This is a genomic window from Curtobacterium sp. 314Chir4.1 (assembly GCF_900215175.1).
GTDB lineage: Bacteria > Actinomycetota > Actinomycetes > Actinomycetales > Microbacteriaceae > Curtobacterium > Curtobacterium pusillum_A.
The window spans coordinates 594,765-619,033 of record NZ_OCMI01000004.1; the positions used below are offsets into that span (position 1 = coordinate 594,765).

The window sequence follows — 24,269 nt, forward strand, 5'->3', positions numbered from 1 at the left end:
CGACGAGCGTACTGTCGCGCCCGTGAGCAAGTACCTGATCTCCTTCGACGAGGGAACGATGGTGTTCCCGATGGCCGAGCTGGACGCCGTGTCCGAGGCCACGCACGCCGTCCTGCGCGAGGCGAAGGCCGCCGGTGTCTGGGTGTTCGGCGGCGGACTGCCCGAGGCTGCGGGTGGTGCGGTCGTCGACGTCGACGGCACCGTCCACGATCCAGCCGTCCGACCGGGCAAGGAGACCTTCATCGGGGGTTTCTGCATCCTCGACCTCCCAACCCGGGACGAGGCCCTTCGGTGGGCGGCGAAGTTCGCGGTCGCGTGTCGGTGCGCGCAGGAGGTCCGCGAGTTCCTGGACGATCCCGAGTCCTAGCGGAGCAGCACGAACGACCGCAGCGGGTGCGGTTCCACGTCGTGCACCTCGACGAGCCCCCGCGACTCGTAGAACGCCCGCTGGCCCGGCTCGGCATCGGTGAGGAGCACGGTCTGCCGAACGTGGGCGTACCGCTCGAGGACGGCATCGAGCAGGCGCCCACCGATGCCCGCTCCCTGGTGCGACGGCAGCACGAGCACGTCCTGCACGTACACGATCGTCACACCGTCGGACACCGTCCGGACGAGCCCGACCAGTGCACCCGAGTGGACTCGGGCCGTCAGCACGAGGTGCGACCCGGCGACCGCGGCGAGGAGCGCGTCCGGGTCCCGCGTGTAGGTCGTCCACCCGACGCCGTCGTACAGGCCGAGGAGCTCGTCCCGTCCCGGGAGTTCCGCCGTGATCGTCACCATGCGGTCATCGTCGCAGACGTCAGTCGGCGGCCTGGCCCTCCGGGACGAGCGCCTGCACGTTCAGCACGGTGACGGCGGTGGACCGGCACGCGGTGTACTCGGTCGCGGCCACGAACAGTGACTGCTTCGACCCGGGCGGGTAGACGCGGAGGCCGTCGGGCGAGATCGGGTCGCACTGCCCGGACGGGTAGTTCTCGGCGTTGGTGATCCTGAGTGGTGCCACCGCCTTCTGCCCGGCTGCGAGGGTGACGGTCGGGTGCGCGGAGGCACGGTCCTCGGAGGCGGCGTTCCCGAGCTGGGTGCCGTTCGTCTCGCCGACGAACGAGACCCCGGGCCAGCCCTGCAGCGTGCAGGTCGAGGACCCGGTGTTCCGCAGGACGAGGTGCACGTACGTGCTCCCGGCCGCACCGCCGCTGCCGGCAGCGATGCTCCCCGTCAACGAGGATGCGGGGCACACCGCCGTCCCGGCGCCCGCACCACCCGCGGGTGTCGGCGTCGCCGCCGCGGGGGTCGACGTGGTGGCGGACGGCGAGGACGACGACGGTGCCGCAGTGACGGTCTTCGTGGCCGTCGCCGTCGGTGTCGCGGTGCCACCCGACGAGCACCCGGCGAGGAGCCCGACCGCGGCCAAGCCGGCGGCGACGAAGAGGACCGGACGAACGCGACGTTGCATGTCCCAACGCAATCACCGTGCCGGGGTACACGACTCGGGTGGCACCCAGCCGTCACGAGCACACTCCGGAGCACGCGCGCCAGCGCACGAGCAACACCAGCGCACGAGCAACGGAGGTCGACATGGCAGGCAAGCACGAACAGGCACGGGGCGACGAGGGCCGTTCGGACGGCGTCGAGCCGCGCGCGGGTTCCTTCACGGACAGCGAGATCCCCGGCGAGACCCCGGTGGCGTCGAACGAGCCGGCCGGCGAGTTCGTCTCGAGCGACATCCCCGGCGAGACCCGTCCCGAGGGCGGCGACGGCGAGGGCGAGTACGTCGAATCCGACATCCCCGGCGAGGCCGAGCCCACGCCGGACGGCGAGGTCGGCCACTACACGGACACCGAGACCGGTTCCAATCCTTCCTGATGCCGGGCCATGATCAAGTTTGTGACCACAAGCTTGATCATGGGATCATCAGGACATGGCTTCCTACGAGACCGTCCGGCGGCCGGGTGACCCCGGCTCTCCGTCGCGGGCCTTCAGGGCGCCGATGGTCTTCGACGCCTACGTCCCGGATCGTCTTGCCGCGCGACCTCACGCACTGACGGACATCGACGGTCGAGCGGTCCTCGAGGCGACGGTTGCGCTCGCCGAGTCCGAGACACGGACGACCGTCCTGGGGTCCGCGGACGCGCTCGGTCGGATGCTCCTCCGTGCGGAAGCCGTTGGTTCGTCGATGATCGAGGGCCTCGAGGTCTCTCCCCGGAAGCTCCTCGAGGAGGAAGTCCGCGATCAGGGCCCGACAGGCCCGTGGACCACGGCGCGCGAGGTGCTCGGCAACATCGATGCCATGGCGTACCTCACCGAGGCGGTCGTTCCGGGGCGAGCGGTGACGATCGACATCGTGCTGGAAGCGCACCGACGCCTCATGGCAGCAACCACCACTCCCGAACTCGGCGGACGGGTCCGGAGCATCCAGAACTGGATCGGTGGCCCGACGCCGGCCTCGGCGGTGTTCGTCCCGCCCATCCCGGAACGAGTGCCGGGGTTGCTCGACGACCTCGTGCAGTTCATCAACACCAGCGTGCTCCCTCCCATGGCGATCGCGGCGATCGCCCATGCGCAGTTCGAGACCATCCACCCGTTCGCCGACGGCAACGGACGCATCGGCCGGGGCCTCATCCACGCCGTGCTCCGCTCGCGAGGTGTGACGGTCCACTCGGCACCGCCGGTGTCGTTGGTGCTGGCGACGAGGGCAGCCGAGTACGAGGCAGCGCTCCAGCGGTTCCGTCACACCTCGGCTCCCGACAGCGACTCGGCGCAGTCGGCAGCGGGCCAGTTCGTGCGGCTCTTCGCCGACGCGATGGCGGAGGTGGTCGACCGGATGGGGCAGTTCGAAGCGCGGATTGCCGAGATCAAGGACGGCTGGCGCGGAGCGCTCGTCGGCGTGCGCTCGGACTCCGCAGCATGGTCGGTGCTCGAGCTGGGCCCGCGCATGCCGGTGATGACCGTGCACACCTTCGCGGTCGCGACGGGCAAGAGCGAACAAGCGGCGAACACCGCACTGTCGGTCCTCGTGGAGCGCGGTGTCCTCGCGCAGCGATCTGCGGGCCGGAGGAACCGGGTGTTCGAGGCGGACGCGGTGATCGGCGCGCTGACCCTGCTGGAACGTCGGTTGGCGTCACCGGTCGGAGACACTGCCCTGGCCCCGCCGAATCGTCGCGTTCCGGCTGCGCCGCCCCGGTCCGACGACTAGTCGACGAGTCCCGCCGCGACGAGCCGTCGGAGCGTCTCGACGCCCGCCGGCGGGCACCGGTCCGCGTCCGCGGAGGTGACCCACTCGACCTCGTCCACCTCTGCCGAGGCGACGGGCGTGGCGGAGTCCAGCGTGCCTCCAGGCCGGACGAGGAACAGCGCCATGGCGACCATCGTCCCCGGAGCCTGCCCGTGTGCGGGCTCCGTGACGGTGCCGAAGGCATCGACGTCGTCGGCGGTGAGCCGCAGGCCGGTCTCCTCGAACGCCTCGCGGATGACGGCCTCGACGTCGGTCTCGTGCGGCTCGGCCTTGCCGCCCGGCAGGTAGAGCACGTCGCGCGCTCGCGCGCGCACCATGAGCACGCGCCGGTCACGCACCAGCAGCAGCGCACTGACGCGCAGGGTCACCGGGTCGGACGGGAGGCTCAGCTCGCGTCCGCCTCGTCGGCTCGGTCCCGGTCGGATCGCTCGGGCGCGGTGCGCTCCGCGAGGGGCACGACGGGCGACGGCAGTTCCGCCTCGGGCTCGGGTCGGACGCCGAACAGGGTGTCGAGTGCGCCGACGAACTCCTCGCCGCGTCCGGCGCGGCCGAGTTCGCGTGCGCGGACGGAGGGGCGGTGGAGCAGGACGCCGACGAGGTGCCGGAGGGCTCGTTCGGTCTGCTCGGCCGCCGCGTCGTCACCGTCGGCGCGGCGCGTGGCGCGGTCGATCTCGTCGTCGAGGATGTCGAACACGTGCTTGCGGAAGGCCACGAGCGCGGGCGTGGTCGACTGCTCGAGCGCCTGCGCACGGAAGCGGGAAACGGCGTCGTCGACCATCGCGCGGGCCTCGGACTCGGCGTTCAGCTCGGCGACCGGGGCGTGGATGCTGATCGTCTCGAGGTCGAGCATCTCGACACCGTCGACGGCTGCCGCGTCGGGGTGGACGTTGCGGGGGAGCCCGAGGTCGATGACGATGCGGCGGACGCCGTCGTCGAGGTCGGAGGCCTGGACGACCGGGACCTCGCTCGAGGTGCAGGTGATGACGACGTCGCTCGTGCCGATGGCCCGGCGGAGGTCGTGGGCCGCGACGAGGTCGTGCTTCGCGGCGAACCAGGGGGCGCGACCGGACGGCGAGAAGACCTGGATGGTCGTGGCTCCGCGGTCGCGCAGTGCGGCGATGGTGGTCGCGGCGTAGCTGCCCGTGCCGATGAGGAGCACCCGGGTGTGCGCCCAGTCGGTGATGCGGGACGACGCGAGCTCGAGGCCGAGGCGCACGAGCGAGCGGCCGGCGGCGCCGATCCGGGTGCGGGTCTTCACGCCGCGGGACGTGTGCGCTGCCTCCTGGAAGAGGCGCTCGAGGTCCGAGGTGGTGGTGCCGTTCGAGCGGGCGTCTTCGAGCGAGCGACGGACCTGCCCGGAGATCTCGGTCTCGCCGACGACGACGGACTCGAGGCCGCTCGAGACGGCGAAGAGGTGCTGCACGACGTCCTTGCCGCCGAGCACGTTGACGGACTGCAGGACCTCGGTGGGGTCGAGGTCACTGGCGGTGGCGACGGCGTCGACGGTGGCCGAGACGGCGGAGTCGCGGTCGTCGCCCGCGATGTCGAGGTAGGCCTCGAAGCGGTTGCACGTGGCGAGGACGACGGCCCCGTCCAGCACGTCGGAGTCCGTCACGAGACGGCTCGCGGCGGTCGGTGCGCCGATGCTCAGTCGCTCCAGGAGATCGAAGCTGGCGTTGCGGTGCGACGCCGTGAGACAGATGAGCACGTCTTCCATGGTAACCCGCGTTCCGCCCGGCTCCGGTCTGCATCATGCGTGCACGGGATACGTTCCGTTCGCCGATGGGAGAATCATGCGGTGACCGACGCACCGACCAGCTCCCTCCCCGCCTCGCACCCGCTCGTCTCCGGGCGCACGTCGGGCTCGCCGCTCGTCCGTGCGCTCCGCGGTGACCGTCCGGAGACCCTGCCGGTGTGGTTCATGCGCCAGGCGGGTCGATCGCTGCCCGAGTACCGCGAACTCCGTGTCGGCACGGCCATGCTCGACGCCTGCCTCGACCCGGCGATGGCGTCGGAGATCACCCTGCAGCCGGTGCGCCGGCACGGGGTGGACGCCGGCATCTTCTTCAGCGACATCGTCGTCCCGATCAAGCTCGCGGGCGTCGACGTCGAGATCGTCCCAGGCCGGGGCCCGGTCCTCGGCTCCCCGATCCGTTCGGCGGCGGACGTCGATGCGCTCGAGCAGCTCGACCCGGCAGCGCTCGCCCCGATCTCCGAGGCCGTCGCACGCACCGTCGAACAGCTCGGGGACACCCCGCTCATCGGGTTCGCGGGTGCCCCGTTCACCCTGGCCGCCTACCTGGTGGAGGGCGGCCCGTCGAAGGACCACATCCGCGCCCGCACGCTCATGCACTCGGACCCGGAGACCTGGTCGCGCCTGCTCGCCTGGGCGGCCGACGTGTCCGGGGCGTTCCTCCGGGCGCAGGTGCTCGCGGGTGCCTCGGCCGCGCAGCTCTTCGACTCGTGGGTCGGCTCGCTGTCCCGCGCCGACTACGTGCAGTCCGTCGCACCGCACTCCGCGGCGGCGCTGGCGCACGTGGCCGACCTCGGCGTCCCCCGCATCCACTTCGGCGTCGGCAGCGGCGAGGTCCTGCGCGACATGACCACGCTCGGCACCGACTCGGTGGGCGTCGACGCGGTCGGGGTCGACTGGCGCCTGCCGCTCGACGAGGCCGTCCGCCGCGTCGGCACGGGCGTCACTGTGCAGGGCAACGTCGACCCGGCGATGCTCTCCGCGCCGTGGGAGGTGCTCGAGGCCCACGTGCGCGACGTCGTCCGCCGCGGTGGTGCGGCCCGTGCGCACGTCGTGAACCTCGGGCACGGGGTGCCCCCGGAGACCGACCCGGCCGTGCTCACCCGGATCGTGGCGCTCGTCCACGAGCTCGGCGACGGGACGGACGGAGCCGCAGCGTGACCGACGTCGTCGTGGTCGGCGGCGGGGTCGCCGGTCTCGTCGCCGCCCGGGACCTCGCGAAGGGCGGCGCGCACGTGGTGCTCGTCGAGGCCTCCGGTGTGCTCGGCGGGATGGTCCGACGGCACACGGTCGCCGGACTCGACCTCGACATGGCCGCCGACTCCTTCGCGACCCGCAACGACGCGGTGGGACGGCTCGCGATCGAGCTCGGGCTCGGCAACGACGTCACCACTCCCGATCCCCGCGGTGCCTGGCTGATGACCCGCGACGGCCGCACCTTCCCGATCCCCGCGACGGGCCTGCTGGGGATCCCGGGCAGCCCGATGGCGGCGGACGTGCTCGCGGTCGTCGGACAGCGGGCCGCGTTCCGGGCGCAGATGGACTCCCTGCTGCCGTCGCTCGTCGGTGCGAAGGCGACGACACTCGGCGAGCTGGTCCGGAAGCGCATGGGCGAACGCGTCCTCGACGACCTGGTCGTGCCGATCGTCGCGGGCGTGCACTCCACGCACCCGGACCGCCTCGACCCGGACCGCGTGGCGCCCGGGCTCCGGGCTGCACTGCTCCGCGACGGCTCCCTGGCCCGCGCCGTCCTCGCACTCCGGGCCCGGGCGACCGCGGGGTCGGCGGTGCAGGGTCTCCGTGGCGGCATCGTCCGGCTCGTGGACGAACTCGTCGCCGACCTCGAGACGTACGGCGTCGACGTCCGGCTGCACACCCGGGCGACCGCGATCGAGGAGCACGCGGTCGAGATCGTCTCCGCTGACGGGCTGACCGAGCGTCTGCCGGCCGAGCACGTGCTCGCCTCGACACCGGATCCTGCTCGCACGACCCCGGCCGCGCGCACGGGCATCGAGCTGGTGACCCTCGTGGTCGACCAGCCCGAGCTGGACGCGGCGCCACGGGGGACCGGGATGCTCGTGCACCCCGACGCCACCGGGGTCGCTGCCAAGGCGATCACGCACGCGACCGTGAAGTGGCCGTGGCTCGCCGAGGCGGCCGCGGGCCGACACGTCCTGCGACTCAGCTACGCGACCGACGCGACCGGCGGGGCGGACGTCGCCACGAGCCTCCCGGTCGACCCCACCGACGCCACCGGGACCCGCGCGACCCGCGACGCGACCGCCCTGCTCGGCGTGCCGGTCGCACCGGGCGCGGTCGTGGGCGCCACACGGGTCCGCTGGTACGGCCCGGACACGACCGCAGCCGGTCTGGCGGAGGGGGTCGTCGCGATCGGGGAGGCCTCGACCGGCCGGGGGCTCGCCGGGATCGTGGCCTCATCGCGCGCCGCCGCTGAGCACATCCTGGATTCCTGAGCGGACCCCACCCTGGTGGAGGGCTACTGTTGCAGGAACGCCGGACGTATTCCGTTCGGCGCATGACCACCGCACACTGACCCAACGGAGGAATCGCAGATGCGAGGCAAGCTCCTGTTCGTCGCCGGCGCCGCACTCGGGTACGTCCTGGGATCGCGAGCCGGACGGGCGCGGTACGAGCAGATCAAGACCGTCAGCGGCAAGATCTGGAACAGCAACGGCGTCCAGAAGGGCGTCCACGTCGCCGAGGACTTCATCGCCGACAAGACCCCGGACGTCGCCGAGTTCGTCGGTGAGCAGACGAAGAAGGTCGTCCGCAAGGTCGGCCAGAAGAAGGACAACGCCACCTCATGACCGACACCCGCGACCGCAAGCCGCGTTCGCTGTTCGGCCTGGTCGGCGACGTCCCCAAGCTCGTCAAGGAGCTGGTCAAGGGCGAGCTGAACCTGCTCAAGGCCGAGATGCTGACCAAGGCGAAGATCTTCGGTCTCGCCGCCGGTCTGCTCGTGGGCGCGCTCGTCATCGTCCTGTACGCGATCGGCGTCCTGCTGACCGCCGCCGTGATGGGGCTGGCGACCGTGATGCCCGCGTGGCTCGCGGCGCTGGTGATCGCCGTCGCGATGCTGCTCGTGGCCGCGATCCTCGGGCTCCTCGGCTGGAGGCGCCTGAAGACCGGGTTGCCGATCACGCCGAAGCGCACGATCGACAGCGTCAAGAACGACGTCAACGCGGTGAAGGGCCTGGGCAAGAAGCCGACCCCGCCGACCCAGTACGGCACCCGCAAGCCGGACGTCGGTGGCCGCTTCTAGCGGCTCGGACCCGCACCACCCCCTCGGAGGAACCACGTGACCGATCAGCACGACGACCTGGCCGACCGCGTCGCAGCGACCCGCGCCCAGCTCTTCGACACCCTCGACGCGATCGAGGACAAGCTCAACGTGCCGAAGCAGATCGGGATCGCGGCCTCGAAGGTCAAGCGCGGGATCGACGAGAAGCCGGTGCCGTACCTGGCCGGGCTCGCAGCGGGCGTGGCGGTGGTCGGGGGTATCGTCGTAGCGGTGCTCCGACGGCGGTAGACCGCCCGAGCGCGGTCCACAGGATGCGGGGCGGCCAACACCCTGGCAACCGATAGGACAATGGATTCCATGAGTTCCACCGCGCCCTCGTCCGCGCACGACGCCCACGAGACCGCCCCCGACGGCATCGACCCCAACCTGCTCACCGCGTACGCCCTCTGGGCCGTGTTCCGCCGGCCCCTCGGCCCGATCCACACCGTCGGTGACGACGCCGTGGCCGAGCTCGACGCCGTCGTGACCGCCGCCGCCGAGCGCGGCGTGACGATCCGCGGCTTCTACGACGTGTCCGGCTTCCGCGCCGACGCCGACGTGATGATCTGGCTGCACGGCGACGACGCACAGGCGATCCAGTCCGTGCTGCGCGAGATCCGCCGGACCGGCCTGTTCCAGGACGCCGAGCCGGTGTGGCACGCGATGGCCATGCACCGCGAGGCCGAGTTCAACAAGCGGCACACCCCCGCGTTCCTCCGCGGCAAGGACCCGGAAGCCTGGATCACGGTGTACCCGTTCGTCCGCTCCTACGAGTGGTACCTCCTGCCAGAGGACGAGCGTTCGAAGATGCTCCGCGACCACGGCATCGCCGGTGCGAAGTACCGCCGCGTCCTCACGAACACGATCGCCACGTTCGCGCTGAGCGACTACGAGTGGATCCTGCCGCTCGAGAGCCCCGACCTGGTGGACCTCGTCGACCTGATGCGCGACCTGCGCTACACCGAGGCGCGCCTGCACGTGCGCGAGGAGGTCCCCTTCTTCACCGGTCGTCGGGTGACGACCGCCGAGCTGCCGGAGGTGCTGTCATGACCGACACGACCAACATCACGAACGGTCAGGCCGTCCTCGCAGCGACGCCCGCAGCGGCCGACGGCCCCGAGCACGTCGAGGTCCCGGTCGCGTACGACGCGATCCTGCTCGCCGGCTTCGGTGGACCCGAGGGCCAGGACGACGTCATCCCGTTCCTCCGCAACGTGACGCGTGGTCGCGGCATCCCGGACGAGCGGCTCGAGGAAGTGGCGCACCACTACCGCCACTTCGGGGGCGTGAGCCCCATCAACGCGCAGAACCGTGCGCTCAAGGCAGCGCTCGAGGCCGAGCTGGCGTCACGCGGCATCGACATGCCGGTGCTCTGGGGCAACCGCAACTGGGAGCCCTACCTGGAGCAGGCGTTCACCGAGGCGGCCGACAACGGCTACAACAAGCTCATCGCGATCGCGACGAGCGCCTACTCGTCGTTCTCGAGCTGCCGCCAGTACCGCGAGGACTACGCCCGGGTGCTCACCGAGACCGGTCTGATCGACACGATCCAGGTGGACAAGGTCCGGCAGTTCTTCGACCACCCCGGCTTCGTGCGACCGTTCGTCGACGGTGTCCGTGACGGCATGGCGCAGGCCATCGCCGAGAACGACGGCCTCGACGTCGCGACCGAGCTGCACGTGCTGTTCTCGACGCACTCGATCCCGTCGACCGACGCCGCGAAGTCCGGCCCGGACTACCGCGGCTTCGACGAGCACGGCGCCTACGAGGCCCAGCACCTCGCCGTGGCGCAGGTCGTCCTCGACCAGGCGTGGGCCGAACTGCTCGAACTCCCGGAGCACGCGTCCCTCCGCGGCACGAGCACGCCGCCGTGGAAGCTCGTCTACCAGTCGCGTTCTGGCCCGCCGTCGCAGCCGTGGCTCGAGCCGGACATCAACGACTACATGAACGAGACGCTCAAGGGCGGCCCGACCCGTGCGGTCCTCATCGTCCCGCTCGGCTTCGTGAGCGACCACATGGAGGTCATGTGGGACCTCGACGAAGAAGCCACCGAGACCGCAGGCGAGCTCGGCTTCTGGTCGGTCCGCACGCAGACCCCCGGCGTCGACCCGGCCTACGTCGCCGGCCTGGTGGACCTCGTCCTCGAACGCGTCAACGGGACGCCGACGAGCGAGCGCCCGCACGAGACGGACCTCGGCCCCTGGTACGACGTCTGCCGTCCGGGCTGCTGCGAGAACGTGCGCGCCGGGTTCAAGCCCGCCGCCGCAGGGCTCGCCCCGTGACGAACGGAGCAGGCGTGACGGACGAAGCAGCCGGCGGTCCGGCGCCGATCCGCCTCGGCACCCGCGCCAGCCGGCTCGCGGTCGCGCAGTCCCAGGACATCGCCGACCGTCTCGCGAAGGCGTCCGGCCGTCCGGTCGAACTCGTCACGGTGACGAGCGAGGGCGACACGAACCGTGCCTCGCTCGCGAGCCTCGGCGGCACCGGCGTCTTCGCCAGTGCGCTGCGTGAGGCCCTCGTCGCGAACGAGGTCGACGTGCTCGTGCACTCGCTGAAGGACCTGCCGACCGCGCCGTACCCCGGCCTGCGGATCGGTGCGGTGCCGAAGCGCGCCGACGCCCGTGACGTCCTGGTCGCCCGGAACGCCGCGACGCTCGAGACCCTGCCCGACGGCGCGAAGGTCGGCACCGGGTCGCCGCGCCGCGTGGCGCAGCTCAAGGCCAAGCGTCCCGACCTCGACGTCGTCGACATCCGCGGGAACATCGACACCCGTCTCGGCCGTGTCGAGGACGACCTCGACGCCGTGGTGCTCGCCGCCGCCGGCCTCGGTCGGATCGACCGGCTGAACGAGGCGACCGAGCTCCTGGACCTCGGCTTCTGGCCGAGCGCTCCCGGCCAGGGTGCGCTCGCGGTCGAGATCCGGGCGGACGAGACCGACCGGAACCTGCTCGCCGCGCTCGGCAGGATCGAGCACGCCCCGACCCGTCTGACGGTGTCGGCCGAACGTGCAGTCCTCGCGAAGCTCGAGGCCGGCTGCTCAGCCCCCATCGGTGCGACGGCGATCGTCGATGCCGAACTCCTGCTCGTCTCGGCGACGGTCTACCGTCCCGACGGCTCCGAGTACCGCACCGCCTCGCACGCGTCGGTGCTCGAGGGATCCGCGCAGGACCGCCTGGCCGAGGCGCTCGAGGTGGGCGCGCGCGTCGCCGCCGAACTGCTCGAGAACGGTGCGGCCGAGCTGGCCGACATCGCCTCCTCCGCCGAGTAGGCCCGTCACGGACACGCGGTCGCCCGTCGTCGTCATCCCCCGGGGTGGCGACTGGGGCGACCGTGTGGCCGCTGCGGCACGCGACCGCGGCCTCGACCCGCGGATCGTCCCGCTCATCGGGACGGAGGCACCGGAGGACCCCGCACCCCTGGCGGCTGCGGTCCGCCGTCTGGTCGCCTCCGGGGCGGCCGGGAGGCACGGCTCACCGTCTCCGGTCGGTGACCGTCCGCGCGTGGCCGGCCCCGACTGGCTCGTGGTGACCAGTGCGACGGCGGTGCGCGTGATCGCGGGACTGGTGGCGCGCCTCCCGGCCGACCTGCTGGTGGCGGCGGTCGGCGAGCCGACCGCACGAGCCGCGCGTGCCGCCGGCTGGGTCGTCGACCTGGTGCCGCCGGACGCCTCCGCGGCCGCGCTCGTCGCGGCGCTGCCGGACACGGCTCGGTCCGTCCTGTTCCCGCGGTCCGACCTGGCCGCACCGACGCTGGTCGACGGCCTGCGCGCCCGCGGGATCGACGTGGTCGACGTGGTGGCGTACCGTACCGTGGGGACCGGCGACGAGCCGATCACCCTCGACACGGTGCCCGCCGCGGTGCTCGTGACGAGCGGCAGTGTCGCCCGCGAGATCGCCCGCCGGATGACCCCGCTCGACCCCGGCACGCTCGTGGCCTGCATCGGACCCGGGACCGCCGCCGATGCCCGCGCGGCCGGCCTACCCGTCCACGTGATCGGACGCACCCGGTCCGCCGAAGCCCTCCTCGACGCAGTCGTCGAGACCCTGCACCACTCCGCCCCCGAACAGGAAGGCACCTCAGTGACCGGCCGCTTCCCCCAGGTCCGCCCCCGTCGACTCCGCGCCACCCCCGCGATGCGACGACTCGTCGCCGAGACCCGGCTCCACCCCGCCGAGCTCGTGCTGCCGATGTTCATCAGGGAGGGCGCACGCGACGCGATCGACATCTCCAGCATGCCCGGCGTCCAGCAGCACTCGCTCGACTCGTTCCGCCGAGCGCTGGTCGAGGCCGCGTCGGTCGGCATCGGCGGCGTGAACCTGTTCGGCGTGCCCGAACGCAAGGACGCCGTCGGCTCCGGTGCGACCGACCCGGACGGCATCCTCAACGTGGCGATCCGGATCGCGAAGGAGGAGGTCGGCGACGCGCTCGTCGTGCAGTCCGACCTGTGCCTCGACGAGTTCACGGACCACGGGCACTGCGGCGTCCTCGCGGCCGACGGATCGGTCGACAACGACGCGACCCTGCTGCGCTACCGCGACATGGCCGTCGCGCAGGCCGAGGCGGGCGCCGAGCTCGTCTGCATGAGCGGGATGATGGACGGCCAGATCGGCGCCGCACGTGCGGCTCTCGACGCTTCCGGCCACTCCGGGACCGCCCTGCTCGCCTACGCGGCGAAGTACGCCTCCGCGTTCTACGGCCCGTTCCGCGAGGCCGTCGACTCCTCGCTCGTCGGAGACCGCCGGACCTACCAGATCGACGCCGCGAACGGCCGCCAGGGGCTGCGCGAGGTCGAGCAGGACATCGAGGAGGGCGCCGACATCGTGATGGTGAAGCCCGCGATGAGCTACCTCGACGTGCTCGCCGAGACCGCTGCGACCTCGCCGGTGCCGGTGTGGGCGTACCAGATCTCCGGCGAGTACGCGATGATCACCGCAGCCGCGCAGAACGGCTGGATCGACCGGGACGCCGCCGCGATGGAGGCCCTCGTCGGCATCAAGCGCGCCGGTGCGGACGCGATCCTCACCTACTTCGCGGTCGACATCGCCCGCACGCTCACCGAGGAGGCCGCACGATGACCACCAACGACCAGCTGTTCGGCCGCGCGAAGAACAGCATCCCCGGCGGCGTGAACTCCCCGGTTCGCGCCTACGGCTCCGTCGGCGGGACGCCCCGCTTCCTGACGTCCGCGAAGGGCGCCTACGTCACCGACGCCGAGGGTCGTGAGTACGTCGACCTCGTCGCGTCCTGGGGCCCCGCGATCCTCGGGCACGCGCACCCCGCGACGGTCGAGGCCGTGCAGCAGGCGGCGGCCCGGGGCCTGAGCTTCGGGGCGTCGACCCCCGGGGAGACCGAGCTCGCCGAGCTCGTGAAGCAGCGGGTGTCGGTCGACGGCGACGGGCCGATCGAGAAGCTCCGCATGGTGTCCACCGGCACCGAGGCCACCATGACCGCGATCCGGCTCGCCCGCGGGTACACCGGCCGCGACCTCCTCGTGAAGTTCGCCGGGCACTACCACGGGCACTCGGACTCCCTGCTCGCCGAGGCCGGTTCGGGCGTCGCGACCCTGGCGCTCCCCGGCAGTGCAGGCATCACCGCCGAGACCGCCGCGCAGACCCTCGTGCTGCCGTACAACGACCTCGACGCCGTGCGCCGCGCGTTCGACGAGCACTCCGAGCGCATCGCCGGTGTGATCGTCGAGGCAGCCGCCGCGAACATGGGCGTGCTCGCACCGGAGCGCGGGTTCAACCGGGCCCTGGCGCAGATCGTGCAGTCGCACGGTGCGCTGCTCATCGTCGACGAGGTGCTCACGGGCTTCCGGGTCGGCTCCGCCGGCTGGTGGGGGCTCGAGGCCTCCAAGGTCGTCCCCGACGGTGCCGGCTGGAAGCCCGACATCGTCACGTTCGGCAAGGTCATCGGCGGTGGCATGCCCCTCGCCGCACTCGGCGGTCGTCGTGCGGTCATGGACTACCTCGCCCCGCTCGGACCCGTGTACCAGGCGGGCACGCTGTCCGGCAACCCGCTCGCCGTCGCCGCGGGCATCGCCACGCTCCGGGCGGCGACGCCGGACGTGTACCAGCACCTGGACCGGACGGCCTCGGTCATCGCGACCGCCACCAGCGAGGCACTGCGCGCCGAGGGCGTCGCCCACACCGTGCAGCACGCCGGGAACCTGTTCTCATTCGCGTTCACCGAGACCGCGCCGCGGAACTACGACGACGTCCGGGCGCAGGACGCGTTCCGGTACGCGCCGTTCTTCCACGCGATGCTCGACGCCGGCGTCACCCTGCCGCCGAGCGTGTTCGAGGCGTGGTTCGTCACCGCCGCCCACGACGACCGTGCCGTCGGCCGGGTGCTCGACGCGCTGCCGGCCGCGGCCAAGGCGGCCGCGAGCGCGACGCCGTAGACCCGACCATCCCCGCGACGGCAGGCGCGCTCCGGACCCGGCCCGTGCCTCCCGTCCGCTGGTTGGATGGCGACATGCAACTCGCTGAAGCGCTCATCGAACGTGCGGACCTGCAGAAGCGCGTCGAGCAGCTCCGATCGCGGATCGCCGCCAACGCCCGCTACCAGGAGGGCGAGGAGCCCGACGAGGACGCCGCCGCCCTGCTCGCCGAGGCGGAGCAGGCGGTCGACGCGCTCGAGGTGCTGATCGCGCGCATCAACGCGACCAACGCGTCCACCGTGCTGGCCTCGGGGGACACCGTCACCGCGCTCCTCGCCCGCCGGGACGCCCTGCGGCTCCGGCACTCGCTCGTGACCGGTGCCGCCGACGCGACCGCGGGCGGGGGTGGCGGCTACCGGCAGCTCCGCAGCGAGCTCCGGACGTTCGCGGCCCTGCCGACCGCGGAACTGCGCGGTCGTGCGGACCTCCTGGCGAAGGAACTGCGCGAGCTCGACGCGACAATCCAGCGCAGCAACTGGGAGGTGGCGCTCCTGGAGCCGACCGACTGAACGACCGGGGCGGTGCGTCGGTAGGCGGACCGGGGCGGGTACGGACCCGACGGACCGGCGGGCAATCCGGTCCTCATGTGGCGCAGTGGGCAGCGCCGTGGCGCGAGCCGGCACAACGCAGCCCAGCACCGCGCACCGGCGACGGTGCACGCAGCACCACGCACAACCGCGTACCGACCGGACCACCGAGGGTGGGACAGGGGACTCCACCGCCCCGTGGCCGGGCGCGCGCAGCGCGTCCGGCGTCCGGCGTGCGCTCGATCTGCGCGCCGGGACGACGAGTGCGCGTGGTCCACACCGCGCGGTCGTCGTCAGGGTGCGCAGTCGCCGGCAGCGGCCTGGAGGCGCGGGTCGGCTACGACGCGCGTCGTGCGGCCCAGCGACCCTCGGCACGCAGGATGGCGAGCGGGAAGTCGAACGCGTGGGAGACCGCGGACGACGTGATGACCTCGTCGGAGGTGCCCTGCGCGACGGACGCCCCGTCCCGCAGGAGCATCGCGTGCGACGTCGATGCCGGCAGGTCCTCCAGGTGGTGGGTGACCATCACGCTGCCGAGCTCCGGGTGCCGGTGCCGGAGTGCGTCGACCGTCTCGAGCAGGTGCTCCCGGGCGGCGACGTCGAGACCGGTGGCGGGTTCGTCGAGCAGGAGCAGCTGCGGCTCGGACATCAGCGCACGGGCGATGAGCGCCCGCCCCCGCTCACCCTGGGACAGCACGGGCCAGCGGGCGTCGCGCCGTGCGGTCAGCCCGACGTCGGCGATGTGCCGCTCGGCCGTGGCCACCTGGGCGTCCGTCGGGGTCCACCGCATCATGAGGTCGGTCGTGCCAGTGAGCCCGGTCAGCACCGTCTCGAGCACCGTGAGCGGCGAGAGCATCCGGTGTCGTGGGTCGACGTGCCCGATGTGCTCGCGGAGCTCCCGGACGTCCACCCGACCGAGTCGACGACCGAGCACCTCGACGGAACCCGCCGTCGGGTGGCTGTTCGCACCGAGGACCGCGAGCAGGGTCGACTTCCCGGCGCCGTTCGGCCCGAGGAGCGCCCAGTGCTCGCCGCGCCGGACGGTCAGGTCGATGTCGTGCAGGAGGTCGCGGCCGGACCGGGTCACGCGGACCCCGGTCGCCTGGATCAGGACGTCGTCGGACACGTGTCCATCCTGCCGCAGGAGCCGATCAGCTCCGGGCATCCGATCCGCGGACGGTGGCGAGGTGCTCGGCCATGCCCCGCCCGAGCCCGCGGATGATCGCCGCACCGGCCTCGCCGTCGCGTCCCTTCGCCGCGGCCCGCAGGCCGTCGAGGACCTGCGCGACGTCCCAGTAGACGAACTCCGGCTCGCCGATCCGGAGGAACTGCGCGCGGTTGATCAGCGGCTCCGTGGTCTTCAGGAGCAGCTCGTTGTCCGAGCGCTCCACCAGGAACATGACGGTCCGCTCGACGTCGTCGTTGATCGCACGGTCCTCCGCGGCGGCGTGTGCGCGCATGTCGTCGAGGATCCGACCGAAGGCCGTGACGTCGTCGTCGGTGAACCGGGGCATGGACCAGCGGGCAGCGAGCTCGCCGATGCCGAAGAGCACCTGGTACGCGTCGTCGTACTCCTTCCGCGTCGGGGTGGCGACGCGCGTGTACCGGTTCGCCTCCATCTCGACCATGCCGTAGTCGACGAGCTTCGCGATCGCCTCGCGGATCGGGGTGCGACTGACCCCGAGCCACTGCACGAGCTCGTCGTCGTTGAGTCGTTCGCCGGCCTGGAGGGTGCCGTCCTGGATCGCCGTCAGCATCTTCTCGAGCACGACGTCCCGCAGGAGCTTCCGCGGCGAGTTCTCGACGGTCGACTTGGGCACCGGCATGCCGGACTCCTCACAGGGTCAGGTGTTCTGTACTCCAATCCTAACGTGTCAATATGCAAACGCTTGTGAAATCTCAGTATGATGGAATGTCAGTCGCGCGTACGGACGATGGTCCGGCCGTGCACTCGGCCCGCCACGACCTCCGGCCCGACCTGCACCGCCTCCTCGAGTGACACGGTCCGCACCACCCCTGCCAGCACCGACGGGTCGAGGTCGGTCGCCAGCCGCTCCCACGCCTGCTCACGGAGCGGCAGCGGTGCGTCGACCGAGTTGATGCCCAGGAGCGACACCGCCCGCAGGATGAACGGCATCACCGTCGTGGGGAGCGCGGAGTCCTGCGCGAGACCGCACGCCGTGACGGCACCGCCCCAGCGGGTGGCCGCGATGACGTTGGCCAGGGTCGCGCCACCGACACTGTCGACCGCGCCCGCCCAGGCCGCGCGCTGCAGGGGCTTGCCGGGTTCCGACAGGGTGGCGCGGTCGACGACGGCCGTCGCCCCCAGGGCCCGGAGCGAGTCCTCGTTGGCGAGCCGTCCCGTCGACGCGGTGACCTCGTACCCGCGGGCGGCGAGCACGGCGATCGCGACGGTGCCGACACCACCTGACGCTCCCGTGACGAGCACCGGACCGTCCCCGGGGGAGACGAACCGCTCGAGCGCGAGCACGCTGAGCATCGCGGTGAACCCCGCCGTGCCGATCGCGGCGGCGAACGAGTCGTCGAGTCCCTCCGGCAGGACGACGAGCGAACCGGACGGCACCACGGCGTGCTCCGCCCATCCGCCGTGCCGGGTCTCGCCCAGCCCGGCGCCGTTCAGCACGACACGGTCGCCGATCGCGACGTCGTGGACGCCGGGACCGAGGGCCGACACCCGGCCGACGACGTCGATCCCCGGGACGAGCGGGTCGACCCGCGCCACACCGGGGTTCCGGGCGAGCGCCAGGCCGTCCTTGTAGTTGACGCTCGAGTACGTGACGTCGACGAGGGCCTCGCCCTCGGCCGGGTCGGCGAGGTCGACCTCGGTGACGGCGGGCGGGGTGGAACTGGAGACGAGGACTGCGCGGGTCACGTGACGGACGCTACCCCGCGCCTCCCGGCCGCGCTTACCCGAACATGATGGCGGCTTCGTCGTACCGGGCCTGCGGCACGGTCTTCAGCTCGCCGAGCGCCTCGTCGAACGAGACGTGCACGATGTCCGTGCCCTTCAACGCGACCATCCGGCCCCACCGTTCCTCGACGACCGCGTCGATGGCGGCGAGCCCGAGGCGCGTCGACAGCACGCGGTCGTAGGCCGTCGGCGTCCCACCGCGCTGGATGTGGCCCAGCGTGGTGGCGCGGGTCTCGATGCCGGTCATCTCCTCGATGAGCGGTGCGAGACGCTCGCCGATCCCGCCGAGGCGCGGACGACCGAAGGCGTCGAGGCCGCGCTCGGTGTGCGCGTTGTCCTCGTGGTCGGGGACGAAGCCCTCGGCGACGACGACCAGGGGTGCACGGCCGCGGTCGTACGCGGCACGCACCCAGTTCGCGATCTGCTCCATGCTCGTCTTCTGCTCCGGGATCAGGATCGCGTGTGCACCCGAGGCCATCCCCGAGTGCAGGGCGATCCAGCCCACGTGGCGGCCCATGACCTCGGCCACCATGCAGCGCGAGTGCGACTCGCCCGTCGTGCGGAGGCGGTCCATGGCCTCGGTCGCGATGGCGACGGCGGTGTCGAAGCCGAACGTGTAGTCGGTCGCGCCGAGGTCGTTGTCGACCGTCTTCGGGACGCCCACGATCTTCAGGCCGGCGTCGGTCAGGCGCTTCGCTGCGGCCAGGGTGCCCTCGCCCCCGATCGCGACGATGGCGTCGATGCCGTGCCGCTCCAGCGTCTTCTCGATGTTCTCCACGCCGCCGTTCGGCCCCTCGAACGGGTTCGTCCGGCTCGTCCCGAGGATCGTGCCGCCCTGCTTCGCGATGCCCTGGATGTCCTTGCGGCCGAGCGGGACGATGTCGCCGTCGACGACGCCGCGCCAACCGTCACGGAACCCCACGAAGTCGTGTCCGTAGATCGCGATGCCCTTGAGCACGATCGCGCGGATGACCGCGTTCAGGCCGGGGCAGTCGCCTCCGGAGGTGAGGATGCCGATGCGCATGGGAACTCCGTCGTCGGGTGGTGGGGGACTGCCCCCATCATGACTGACGGTGGTTCCGCATTACCATCCCCGTGTGTCCCTGCATGCTGCCGCCGCGTCGTCCGTCGACGCGTCCGGCACTTCGGCCCGCGTGGACACGCTCTACCGGCCTGGAGGCGTGGTGGACGTCCGCGCGACGCTCCGGCCCCTGCAGCGCGGCTCCGGTGACCCCGCCTTCCGCGTGGTCGGCGCCGACACGTGGCTCGCGCTCCGGACACCCTCCGGCCCGGCCTCGGTGCTCGTGCGCCGTGCGGGGTCGTCCTCGATCGCGGTGTCCGCCTGGGGATCGGGTGCCCCGTGGGCGGTGGAGCACGCGCCGGATCTGCTGGGACGCGGGGACGACTGGTCCTCGCTGGACGTGTCGGGGCACCCGTTCCTCGCCGACGCCCGGCACCGGCAGCCCGGGCTCCGACTCCTCCGGACGAACACCGTCGTCGCGATGCTCGTGCCGGCGATCATGGAGCAGAAGGTGACCTCGCGCCAGGCCTGGCGCGCCTGGCGGTACCTGCTCCGCCGGTTCGGCACACCCGCGCCAGGACCGGCTCCGTCGGACATGTTCGTCCCGCCGGACGCTGCCACCTGGTCCAGGATCCCGAGCTGGGAGTGGCACCGGGCCGGCATCGAGCCTGGGCGGTCCGCCACCGTGATGCGGGCGATGCGGGTCGCGCCCGCACTCGAGCGGACGCTGACGCTGGGCCGCGGCGGGCCCGTCGTGTCCGAGCGGCTGCAGTCGGTGCCGGGCATCGGGAAGTGGACGGCAGCCGAGACCGCGCAGCGTGCCCACGGCGACCCGGACGCCCCGAGCGTGGGGGACTTCCACGTGCCGGCGCTCGTCGGGTGGGCACTCACCGGCGGGCCCGTGGACGACGACGGGATGCTCGAGCTGCTCGAACCCTGGCGTGGGCACCGGGAGCGGGTCGTGCGACTGATCGGGGGCTCGGGCTTCCGGAAGCCGGCGTTCGGGCCGCGGATCACGATCCAGGACCACCGGTTCCACTAGCGGGCCGCCGCCCGCGGTTTCGTGCGGCACGACCAAAGTCGGTCCGAACCGCGGATCGGCGTGGTTCGGATGGACTTTGGTTGTGCGTGAGCGGGCCGCACCGGTGGTCAGGGGTGGCGGGTGCCCTCGCCGGCGATCACGGCGCGGTAGCCCTCGCGGAACGACGGGGAGCGCGGGACCCAGCCCGTCGAGCGGAGCAGGGCGTTCGACAGGCGCTTGTCACCCGCTCCCTGCCGGCCGGCGGACTCGGCGCGGGGAGGCTCCGGGACGCCGAGCTCGGCGGCGAGGAACGCGGACACGTCGTCGAGCCGCGCGGGCTCGTCGTCGGTGACGAGGTACGTCGGTGCGGGGTCGTCCAGCGTCGCGAGGTGCACCAGCGCGGCGGCGGCGTCGTCGCGGTGGATCCGGTTCGTGTGCGGCGACGAGCCCTCGACCGGATCGAGCCGAGCCGTGCCGCCCCTGACCTGCTCGATGAGCCGCTCCCGCCCGGGCCCGTACACGCCGGACAGCCGAGCGAGCACGGCGTCCGGGACGCGGGAACGGAGCAGCGCCTCGGCCTCGAGCAGCACACCCGCGGTCGGGGTGGCGGCGACGGTCGGCGTCGCCTCGGTGACGGTGCTGCCGTCGTCCACGTCGTACACGGCGGTGGAGGACACCACGATCACCCGCGGAGCCGACCCCGACGCGTCGATGCCGTCCAGGACGTTCCGCAGCCCGTCGACGTAGGTCGCGCGGTACTCGTCGACGTCGCGACTCCCCGCCGCCAGGGCCACGACGACGACGTCCGTGCCGGGGTCGATCGGTGCGACCTCGTGCCGGAGGTCCACCGACCGGCCGACCAGTGGGGCGGGGACGAGGTCGCCCCGGCGCCGGAGTCCGACCACGTGGTGCCCCTGCGCGGCGAAGCGGAGGCCGGTCTCGATCCCGAGGTCGCCGCAGCCGGCGATGACGATGTCCACCGCCCCATCATGGGCCAGCGGCGCGTCAGCGGTGCTCGGACCCGTCGGGGTTCACCGCGTACCAGACCCCGCCCACGCCCTGCCCGGTGACGTCCCCGGCCTTCGTGTCCGCCGCGTACGTGTAGATCGGCCGTCCGTCGACGGTGACCTGGAGCTTCCCGTCGACGCCGGTGATCGTGCCGACCGTGCCGGTGACACCGGACACCGCGGGGGTGGCGGCATCGGACTCGATCGCCGGCCAGGCCGAGGCGCACCCGCCGGTGCAGGTGCTCTTCCCGGAGCCCTTGACGTCCTGGTCGTAGAAGTACGCCGTCATGCCCTTGCCGTCGACGACGACCGTGCCGAGCGAGGTCGATGCGGTCGCGATGCCGTCGTCGGCGCCGTGGCCACCGCTGTCGCCGCCGTGGTCGTCGGACCCGTAGAGACCCCCGGACGACGACGAAGCAGACGACGACGGCGAAGCCGACGACGAAGCAGACGAGCCGGAGGCGGCGGACGACGAGTCCGACGACGCCGTCGACTGCGTCGAGCACCCCGCGAGTGCCAACGCGCCGAACGCGACGCCGACGACCAGCAGGACGGAACGGGTGGAACGTGTGGAACGCATGGGGTGACCCCTGTCCTGCGGACCCGGGCCGGGCCTCCCGACTGGAACGGATCCGCTCATCAGGTGACACGGCACGACGGGCCGGATCGTTCGATCCCGACCCGGATCGAACGATCCGGCGACCTGTGTCGTTGACCGGGTGTGAAGAGACGAACGAAGGTCCTGCTCGGCATCGCCGCCGGTGTGGTCGTCGTCGGCGCCGCGGGCGTCGTCGGCGACCCGATCGTCTACGCGAACCTCGTGAACAGTGCTGCGGACGCAGCGCCCTCGCTCGCGCCGACCGGAGACGCCACCCTGAGCGCGACCGAGGCGGACGGCACGTGGACCGCGACGTCCACCGGGTTCGCGGGGTACCGGGTGCACGAGGTCCTCCGGGGCCAGGATGTGACCGTGACCGGACGCACGAAGGACGTCGAAGCCCGAGCCACCGTGGCGGACGGATCCCTCACGGCGGCCACGGTGACGGTGCAGGTCGCGTCGATCAGCACGCCCGAGTCCGCCCGCGACGACTACTTCCGCGGGACCGCGATGCAGACGGACCGCTTCCCGACGGCGACGTTCCGGGTGACCGCGCCCGTCGACGTGCGTGCGGCGCTCGCCGGGACGGACCCCGACGTCGCCCTGCGCGGTGAACTCACCCTGCACGGCGTCACGAAGGCCGTGACGGCGGACGCGCAGCTCGGCGTCGACCGGGACGGTCACGTGCAGGTCGCGGGCTCGGTGCCGATCACGTTCGCGGACTTCGGCGTGCAGGCGCCGGACCTCGGCTTCGTGCGGGTCGACGACCACGGCGCGGTCGAGTTCTCCGTCGAGCTGGCGCGGTGACCGTGGACGCCCGGCCGGCCGACGAGCTCCTGACGGGGTTGCACGCCGAGCACGGGGACGCGCTCCGGCGGTACGTGCTGCACCTCACGACGGACCGGGCGCTCGCCGAGGACGTCGTCCAGGAGACCCTCGTGCGCGCCTGGCAGCGCCCGGCGGTCCTCGAACGCGAGCCCGACGCGGCCCGCGCGTGGCTGTTCACGGTCGCGCGGAACCTCGTCGTCGACGATGCGCGGTCCGCCCGGCGCCGCCGCGAGGTCGGCTCCGACCTGCCCGTCGACGAGGTCCAGCCGGACCGGACCGACGCCGTCCTCGACGGGATCGTCGTCGCGGACGCGCTCGCCGGCCTCTCGCCGGAACACCGACGGGTCGTGGTCGACGCGTACTGGCTCGGCCACACCGTGCCCGAGATCGCCCGGCGCCACGGGATCCCGGAGGGCACCGCGAAGTCGCGGCTGCACTACGGCCTCCGCGCGCTCCGGCTCGCACTGCAGGAACGAGGGGTGACCCGATGACCGACGACCGCTACCGGGACTGGGACGCCGCGTACGTGCTCGGCTCGCTGCCGACCGACGAGCGGCTCGAGTACGAGCGGCACCTGGAGACGTGCGCCGCGTGCCGCGCCGCCGTCGCGGAGCTGGCCGGGATGCCGGGGCTCCTGGGGCGGCTGCCTGCTGAGGACGCGGTCGCGATCGCAGAACCGGACGGGAGGCCCGACCCGGCCCCGCAGCACTCGCTCGCCGTGGTCGCGCACCGCGTCCGCACCCGTCGGCGCCGTCGCCGGGTGCTGGCCGCGTCCACAGCGGGGCTGGCCGTCGTCGCTGCGGTGCTCGGCGGGGTCGCGGTCGGGTCGGGAGCCGGATCGCCGGGGTCGCCCTCGGCACCGCCGCTGTCGTCGTCCGTGCCGCAGGCGGGGGAGCGCTACGCCATGTCGTCCGGCTCCGGGCTGACGGTGGACCTCGACGTGACGGGGAAGGCGTGGGGCACCCGGTTCGACTGGGGGTGCGGGTACGGCGGCCGTGACTGGGGCGCGGGCAGCGCGGTCACGTACGACCTCGTGGTGGTGCGGAAGGACGGAACCGACGAGACCGTCGCGTCGTGGAGCGCCACGGGCAGGCGTGCGACGGGGCTCGCGGCGGCGACGGACGTGCCCCTCGGGTCGATCGCGTCGGTCGAGGTGCGACTGCACGGTGCAGCGCGGTCGTTGGCGTCCGTCGAACTCTGATCGGACGAGTTCCCGAACTCGACCAAACCGCTCGGGCGAGGGTGCCGAATCACCTGCAACAACCGGGGAACACCCGGAGCGCTCACCAGCCGCACATCGCTGGTTCTCCACCCTCGCACGGGGTGTGTTCGGCGCGCTTTCAGGGAATTCGCGCCGAGCGCGATCACAGCAAAGGAATGAACACCATGCGCAAGAGCCTCAAGACCTCGATCACCCTCGCCACCACCGGTGCGCTCGTGCTCGGTGGTGCCGCGTTCGGCATCTCCTCCGCCCAGGCGTCCACGCCGACGGTGCACACTGTTTCCTCCAGCTCGTCGAAGATCCCGGCTCCGGTCGCTTCGGTGCCGGAGGTCCTCGGTGGCAACACGGCCGTCGCCCTGGACTCGGGCTTCACCGACGCGTTGAC

The 24,269-nt window shown here is 72.5% G+C and carries 28 protein-coding genes and 2 pseudogenes; 20 read left to right on the top strand and 10 right to left on the bottom strand.

Features of this window, described 5'->3' with window-relative positions:
- The first annotated feature begins 22 nt into the window (after positions 1 to 22).
- On the top strand, positions 23 to 367 hold the full coding sequence (locus CRP27_RS15680; RefSeq protein WP_097181513.1) for a YciI family protein: 345 nt from the start codon (positions 23 to 25) through the stop codon (positions 365 to 367).
- Here the strand turns inward: CRP27_RS15680 and CRP27_RS15685 are convergent.
- Together CRP27_RS15685 and CRP27_RS15690 are read right to left on the bottom strand one after the other, a co-directional pair.
- A complete protein-coding gene (locus CRP27_RS15685) occupies positions 364 to 780 on the bottom strand; it encodes a GNAT family N-acetyltransferase (protein ID WP_097181514.1) in 417 nt (138 codons plus the stop codon). The two genes, CRP27_RS15680 and CRP27_RS15685, sit on opposite strands and share 4 nt — an antisense overlap.
- Positions 781 to 799: 19 nt before the next feature.
- Positions 800 to 1,453 (bottom strand): DUF4232 domain-containing protein, encoded by a 654-nt coding sequence (locus CRP27_RS15690; protein ID WP_097181515.1) that lies wholly within the window; start codon positions 1,451 to 1,453, stop codon positions 800 to 802.
- A gap of 122 nt (positions 1,454 to 1,575) precedes the next feature.
- Here CRP27_RS15690 and CRP27_RS15695 point away from each other — a divergent pair, with 122 nt between their 5' ends.
- Complete coding sequence (locus tag CRP27_RS15695) at positions 1,576 to 1,863, top strand: hypothetical protein (RefSeq protein WP_079237682.1); 288 nt, start codon at positions 1,576 to 1,578, stop codon at positions 1,861 to 1,863.
- A 55-nt stretch (positions 1,864 to 1,918) separates the two neighbouring features.
- Positions 1,919 to 3,193, top strand: coding sequence for a Fic family protein (locus CRP27_RS15700; protein ID WP_217990750.1), 1,275 nt, complete (start codon positions 1,919 to 1,921; stop codon positions 3,191 to 3,193).
- Here CRP27_RS15700 and CRP27_RS15705 read toward each other — a convergent pair.
- Both CRP27_RS15705 and CRP27_RS15710 read right to left on the bottom strand, forming a co-directional pair.
- The gene (locus CRP27_RS15705) at positions 3,190 to 3,600 is read right to left on the bottom strand and encodes an NUDIX domain-containing protein (RefSeq protein ID WP_255257616.1); all 411 of its coding nucleotides are present in this window, start codon (positions 3,598 to 3,600) and stop codon (positions 3,190 to 3,192) included. The two genes, CRP27_RS15700 and CRP27_RS15705, sit on opposite strands and share 4 nt — an antisense overlap.
- A gap of 17 nt (positions 3,601 to 3,617) precedes the next feature.
- The gene (locus CRP27_RS15710; RefSeq protein ID WP_097181586.1) at positions 3,618 to 4,940 is read right to left on the bottom strand and encodes a glutamyl-tRNA reductase; all 1,323 of its coding nucleotides are present in this window, start codon (positions 4,938 to 4,940) and stop codon (positions 3,618 to 3,620) included.
- Between the two features lie 90 nt (positions 4,941 to 5,030).
- Here CRP27_RS15710 and hemE point away from each other — a divergent pair, with 90 nt between their 5' ends.
- From hemE to CRP27_RS15765, 12 genes and pseudogenes are all read left to right on the top strand, one after another.
- A complete protein-coding gene (gene hemE, locus CRP27_RS15715; RefSeq protein WP_097181517.1) occupies positions 5,031 to 6,146 on the top strand; it encodes a uroporphyrinogen decarboxylase in 1,116 nt (371 codons plus the stop codon).
- Positions 6,143 to 7,459, top strand: a complete 1,317-nt coding sequence (locus CRP27_RS15720) for an NAD(P)/FAD-dependent oxidoreductase (protein ID WP_255257617.1) — start codon at positions 6,143 to 6,145, stop codon at positions 7,457 to 7,459. Before hemE ends, CRP27_RS15720 begins: the two co-directional genes overlap by 4 nt.
- Positions 7,460 to 7,558: 99 nt before the next feature.
- A complete protein-coding gene (locus tag CRP27_RS15725; protein WP_079237686.1) occupies positions 7,559 to 7,813 on the top strand; it encodes a hypothetical protein in 255 nt (84 codons plus the stop codon).
- Positions 7,810 to 8,268, top strand: a complete 459-nt coding sequence (locus CRP27_RS15730) for a phage holin family protein (RefSeq protein ID WP_079237687.1) — start codon at positions 7,810 to 7,812, stop codon at positions 8,266 to 8,268. Before CRP27_RS15725 ends, CRP27_RS15730 begins: the two co-directional genes overlap by 4 nt.
- Before the next feature lie 36 nt (positions 8,269 to 8,304).
- Positions 8,305 to 8,535 (top strand): DUF3618 domain-containing protein, encoded by a 231-nt coding sequence (locus tag CRP27_RS15735; protein ID WP_022906123.1) that lies wholly within the window; start codon positions 8,305 to 8,307, stop codon positions 8,533 to 8,535.
- Positions 8,536 to 8,604: 69 nt separating this feature from the next.
- Complete coding sequence (hemQ, locus tag CRP27_RS15740; protein ID WP_097181518.1) at positions 8,605 to 9,336, top strand: hydrogen peroxide-dependent heme synthase; 732 nt, start codon at positions 8,605 to 8,607, stop codon at positions 9,334 to 9,336.
- The gene (locus CRP27_RS15745; RefSeq protein ID WP_079237688.1) at positions 9,333 to 10,568 is read left to right on the top strand and encodes a ferrochelatase; all 1,236 of its coding nucleotides are present in this window, start codon (positions 9,333 to 9,335) and stop codon (positions 10,566 to 10,568) included. The genes hemQ and CRP27_RS15745 overlap by 4 nt, the downstream gene beginning before the upstream one ends.
- A gap of 14 nt (positions 10,569 to 10,582) precedes the next feature.
- A complete protein-coding gene (hemC, locus tag CRP27_RS15750) occupies positions 10,583 to 11,554 on the top strand; it encodes a hydroxymethylbilane synthase (protein WP_176505637.1) in 972 nt (323 codons plus the stop codon).
- A 232-nt stretch (positions 11,555 to 11,786) separates the two neighbouring features.
- Positions 11,787 to 12,299 (top strand): annotated as a pseudogene (locus tag CRP27_RS18545) (uroporphyrinogen-III synthase); the annotation flags it as partial.
- Between the two features lie 66 nt (positions 12,300 to 12,365).
- A complete protein-coding gene (gene hemB, locus CRP27_RS18550) occupies positions 12,366 to 13,361 on the top strand; it encodes a porphobilinogen synthase (protein WP_255257625.1) in 996 nt (331 codons plus the stop codon).
- Positions 13,358 to 14,689, top strand: coding sequence for a glutamate-1-semialdehyde 2,1-aminomutase (gene hemL, locus CRP27_RS15760; RefSeq protein WP_097181521.1), 1,332 nt, complete (start codon positions 13,358 to 13,360; stop codon positions 14,687 to 14,689). Before hemB ends, hemL begins: the two co-directional genes overlap by 4 nt.
- Before the next feature lie 74 nt (positions 14,690 to 14,763).
- Entirely contained in the window at positions 14,764 to 15,237 is a 474-nt protein-coding gene (locus CRP27_RS15765) for a DIP1984 family protein (RefSeq protein WP_097181522.1), read from the top strand.
- 355 nt (positions 15,238 to 15,592) lie between these two features.
- On the opposite strand, the gene CRP27_RS15770 is transcribed toward CRP27_RS15765, so the two are convergent.
- From CRP27_RS15770 to CRP27_RS15785, 4 genes are all read right to left on the bottom strand, one after another.
- Positions 15,593 to 16,381 carry an ABC transporter ATP-binding protein gene (locus tag CRP27_RS15770; RefSeq protein WP_255257618.1) on the bottom strand — a complete coding sequence of 263 codons (789 nt, stop codon included), beginning with the start codon at positions 16,379 to 16,381 and terminating at the stop codon, positions 15,593 to 15,595.
- 25 nt (positions 16,382 to 16,406) lie between these two features.
- On the bottom strand, positions 16,407 to 17,081 hold the full coding sequence (locus tag CRP27_RS15775; RefSeq protein WP_097181524.1) for a GntR family transcriptional regulator: 675 nt from the start codon (positions 17,079 to 17,081) through the stop codon (positions 16,407 to 16,409).
- A gap of 89 nt (positions 17,082 to 17,170) precedes the next feature.
- A complete protein-coding gene (locus CRP27_RS15780) occupies positions 17,171 to 18,148 on the bottom strand; it encodes an MDR family oxidoreductase (RefSeq protein ID WP_097181525.1) in 978 nt (325 codons plus the stop codon).
- A gap of 34 nt (positions 18,149 to 18,182) precedes the next feature.
- Positions 18,183 to 19,211: a 6-phosphofructokinase gene (locus tag CRP27_RS15785; RefSeq protein WP_097181526.1), complete on the bottom strand. Its 1,029-nt coding sequence runs from the start codon at positions 19,209 to 19,211 to the stop codon at positions 18,183 to 18,185.
- A gap of 73 nt (positions 19,212 to 19,284) precedes the next feature.
- On the opposite strand from CRP27_RS15785, the gene CRP27_RS15790 reads away from it, so the two are divergent.
- Positions 19,285 to 20,250, top strand: coding sequence for a DNA-3-methyladenine glycosylase (locus CRP27_RS15790; protein ID WP_097181527.1), 966 nt, complete (start codon positions 19,285 to 19,287; stop codon positions 20,248 to 20,250).
- Between the two features lie 107 nt (positions 20,251 to 20,357).
- Here the strand turns inward: CRP27_RS15790 and CRP27_RS15795 are convergent, their stop codons facing one another.
- Positions 20,358 to 21,209 carry an NAD-dependent epimerase/dehydratase family protein gene (locus tag CRP27_RS15795; RefSeq protein WP_097181528.1) on the bottom strand — a complete coding sequence of 284 codons (852 nt, stop codon included), beginning with the start codon at positions 21,207 to 21,209 and terminating at the stop codon, positions 20,358 to 20,360.
- A gap of 25 nt (positions 21,210 to 21,234) precedes the next feature.
- Positions 21,235 to 21,816, bottom strand: a complete 582-nt coding sequence (locus CRP27_RS15800; RefSeq protein WP_097181529.1) for a hypothetical protein — start codon at positions 21,814 to 21,816, stop codon at positions 21,235 to 21,237.
- Positions 21,817 to 21,957: 141 nt separating this feature from the next.
- Here CRP27_RS15800 and CRP27_RS15805 point away from each other — a divergent pair, with 141 nt between their 5' ends.
- From CRP27_RS15805 to CRP27_RS15820, 4 genes and pseudogenes are all read left to right on the top strand, one after another.
- A complete protein-coding gene (locus CRP27_RS15805; RefSeq protein WP_097181530.1) occupies positions 21,958 to 22,641 on the top strand; it encodes a YceI family protein in 684 nt (227 codons plus the stop codon).
- 2 nt (positions 22,642 to 22,643) lie between these two features.
- Positions 22,644 to 23,153: a sigma-70 family RNA polymerase sigma factor gene (locus CRP27_RS15810; RefSeq protein WP_255257626.1), complete on the top strand. Its 510-nt coding sequence runs from the start codon at positions 22,644 to 22,646 to the stop codon at positions 23,151 to 23,153.
- Complete coding sequence (locus CRP27_RS15815; RefSeq protein ID WP_097181532.1) at positions 23,150 to 23,863, top strand: anti-sigma factor; 714 nt, start codon at positions 23,150 to 23,152, stop codon at positions 23,861 to 23,863. The genes CRP27_RS15810 and CRP27_RS15815 overlap by 4 nt, the downstream gene beginning before the upstream one ends.
- 185 nt (positions 23,864 to 24,048) lie before the next feature.
- Positions 24,049 to 24,269, top strand: a pseudogene (locus CRP27_RS15820) (hypothetical protein); the annotation flags it as partial.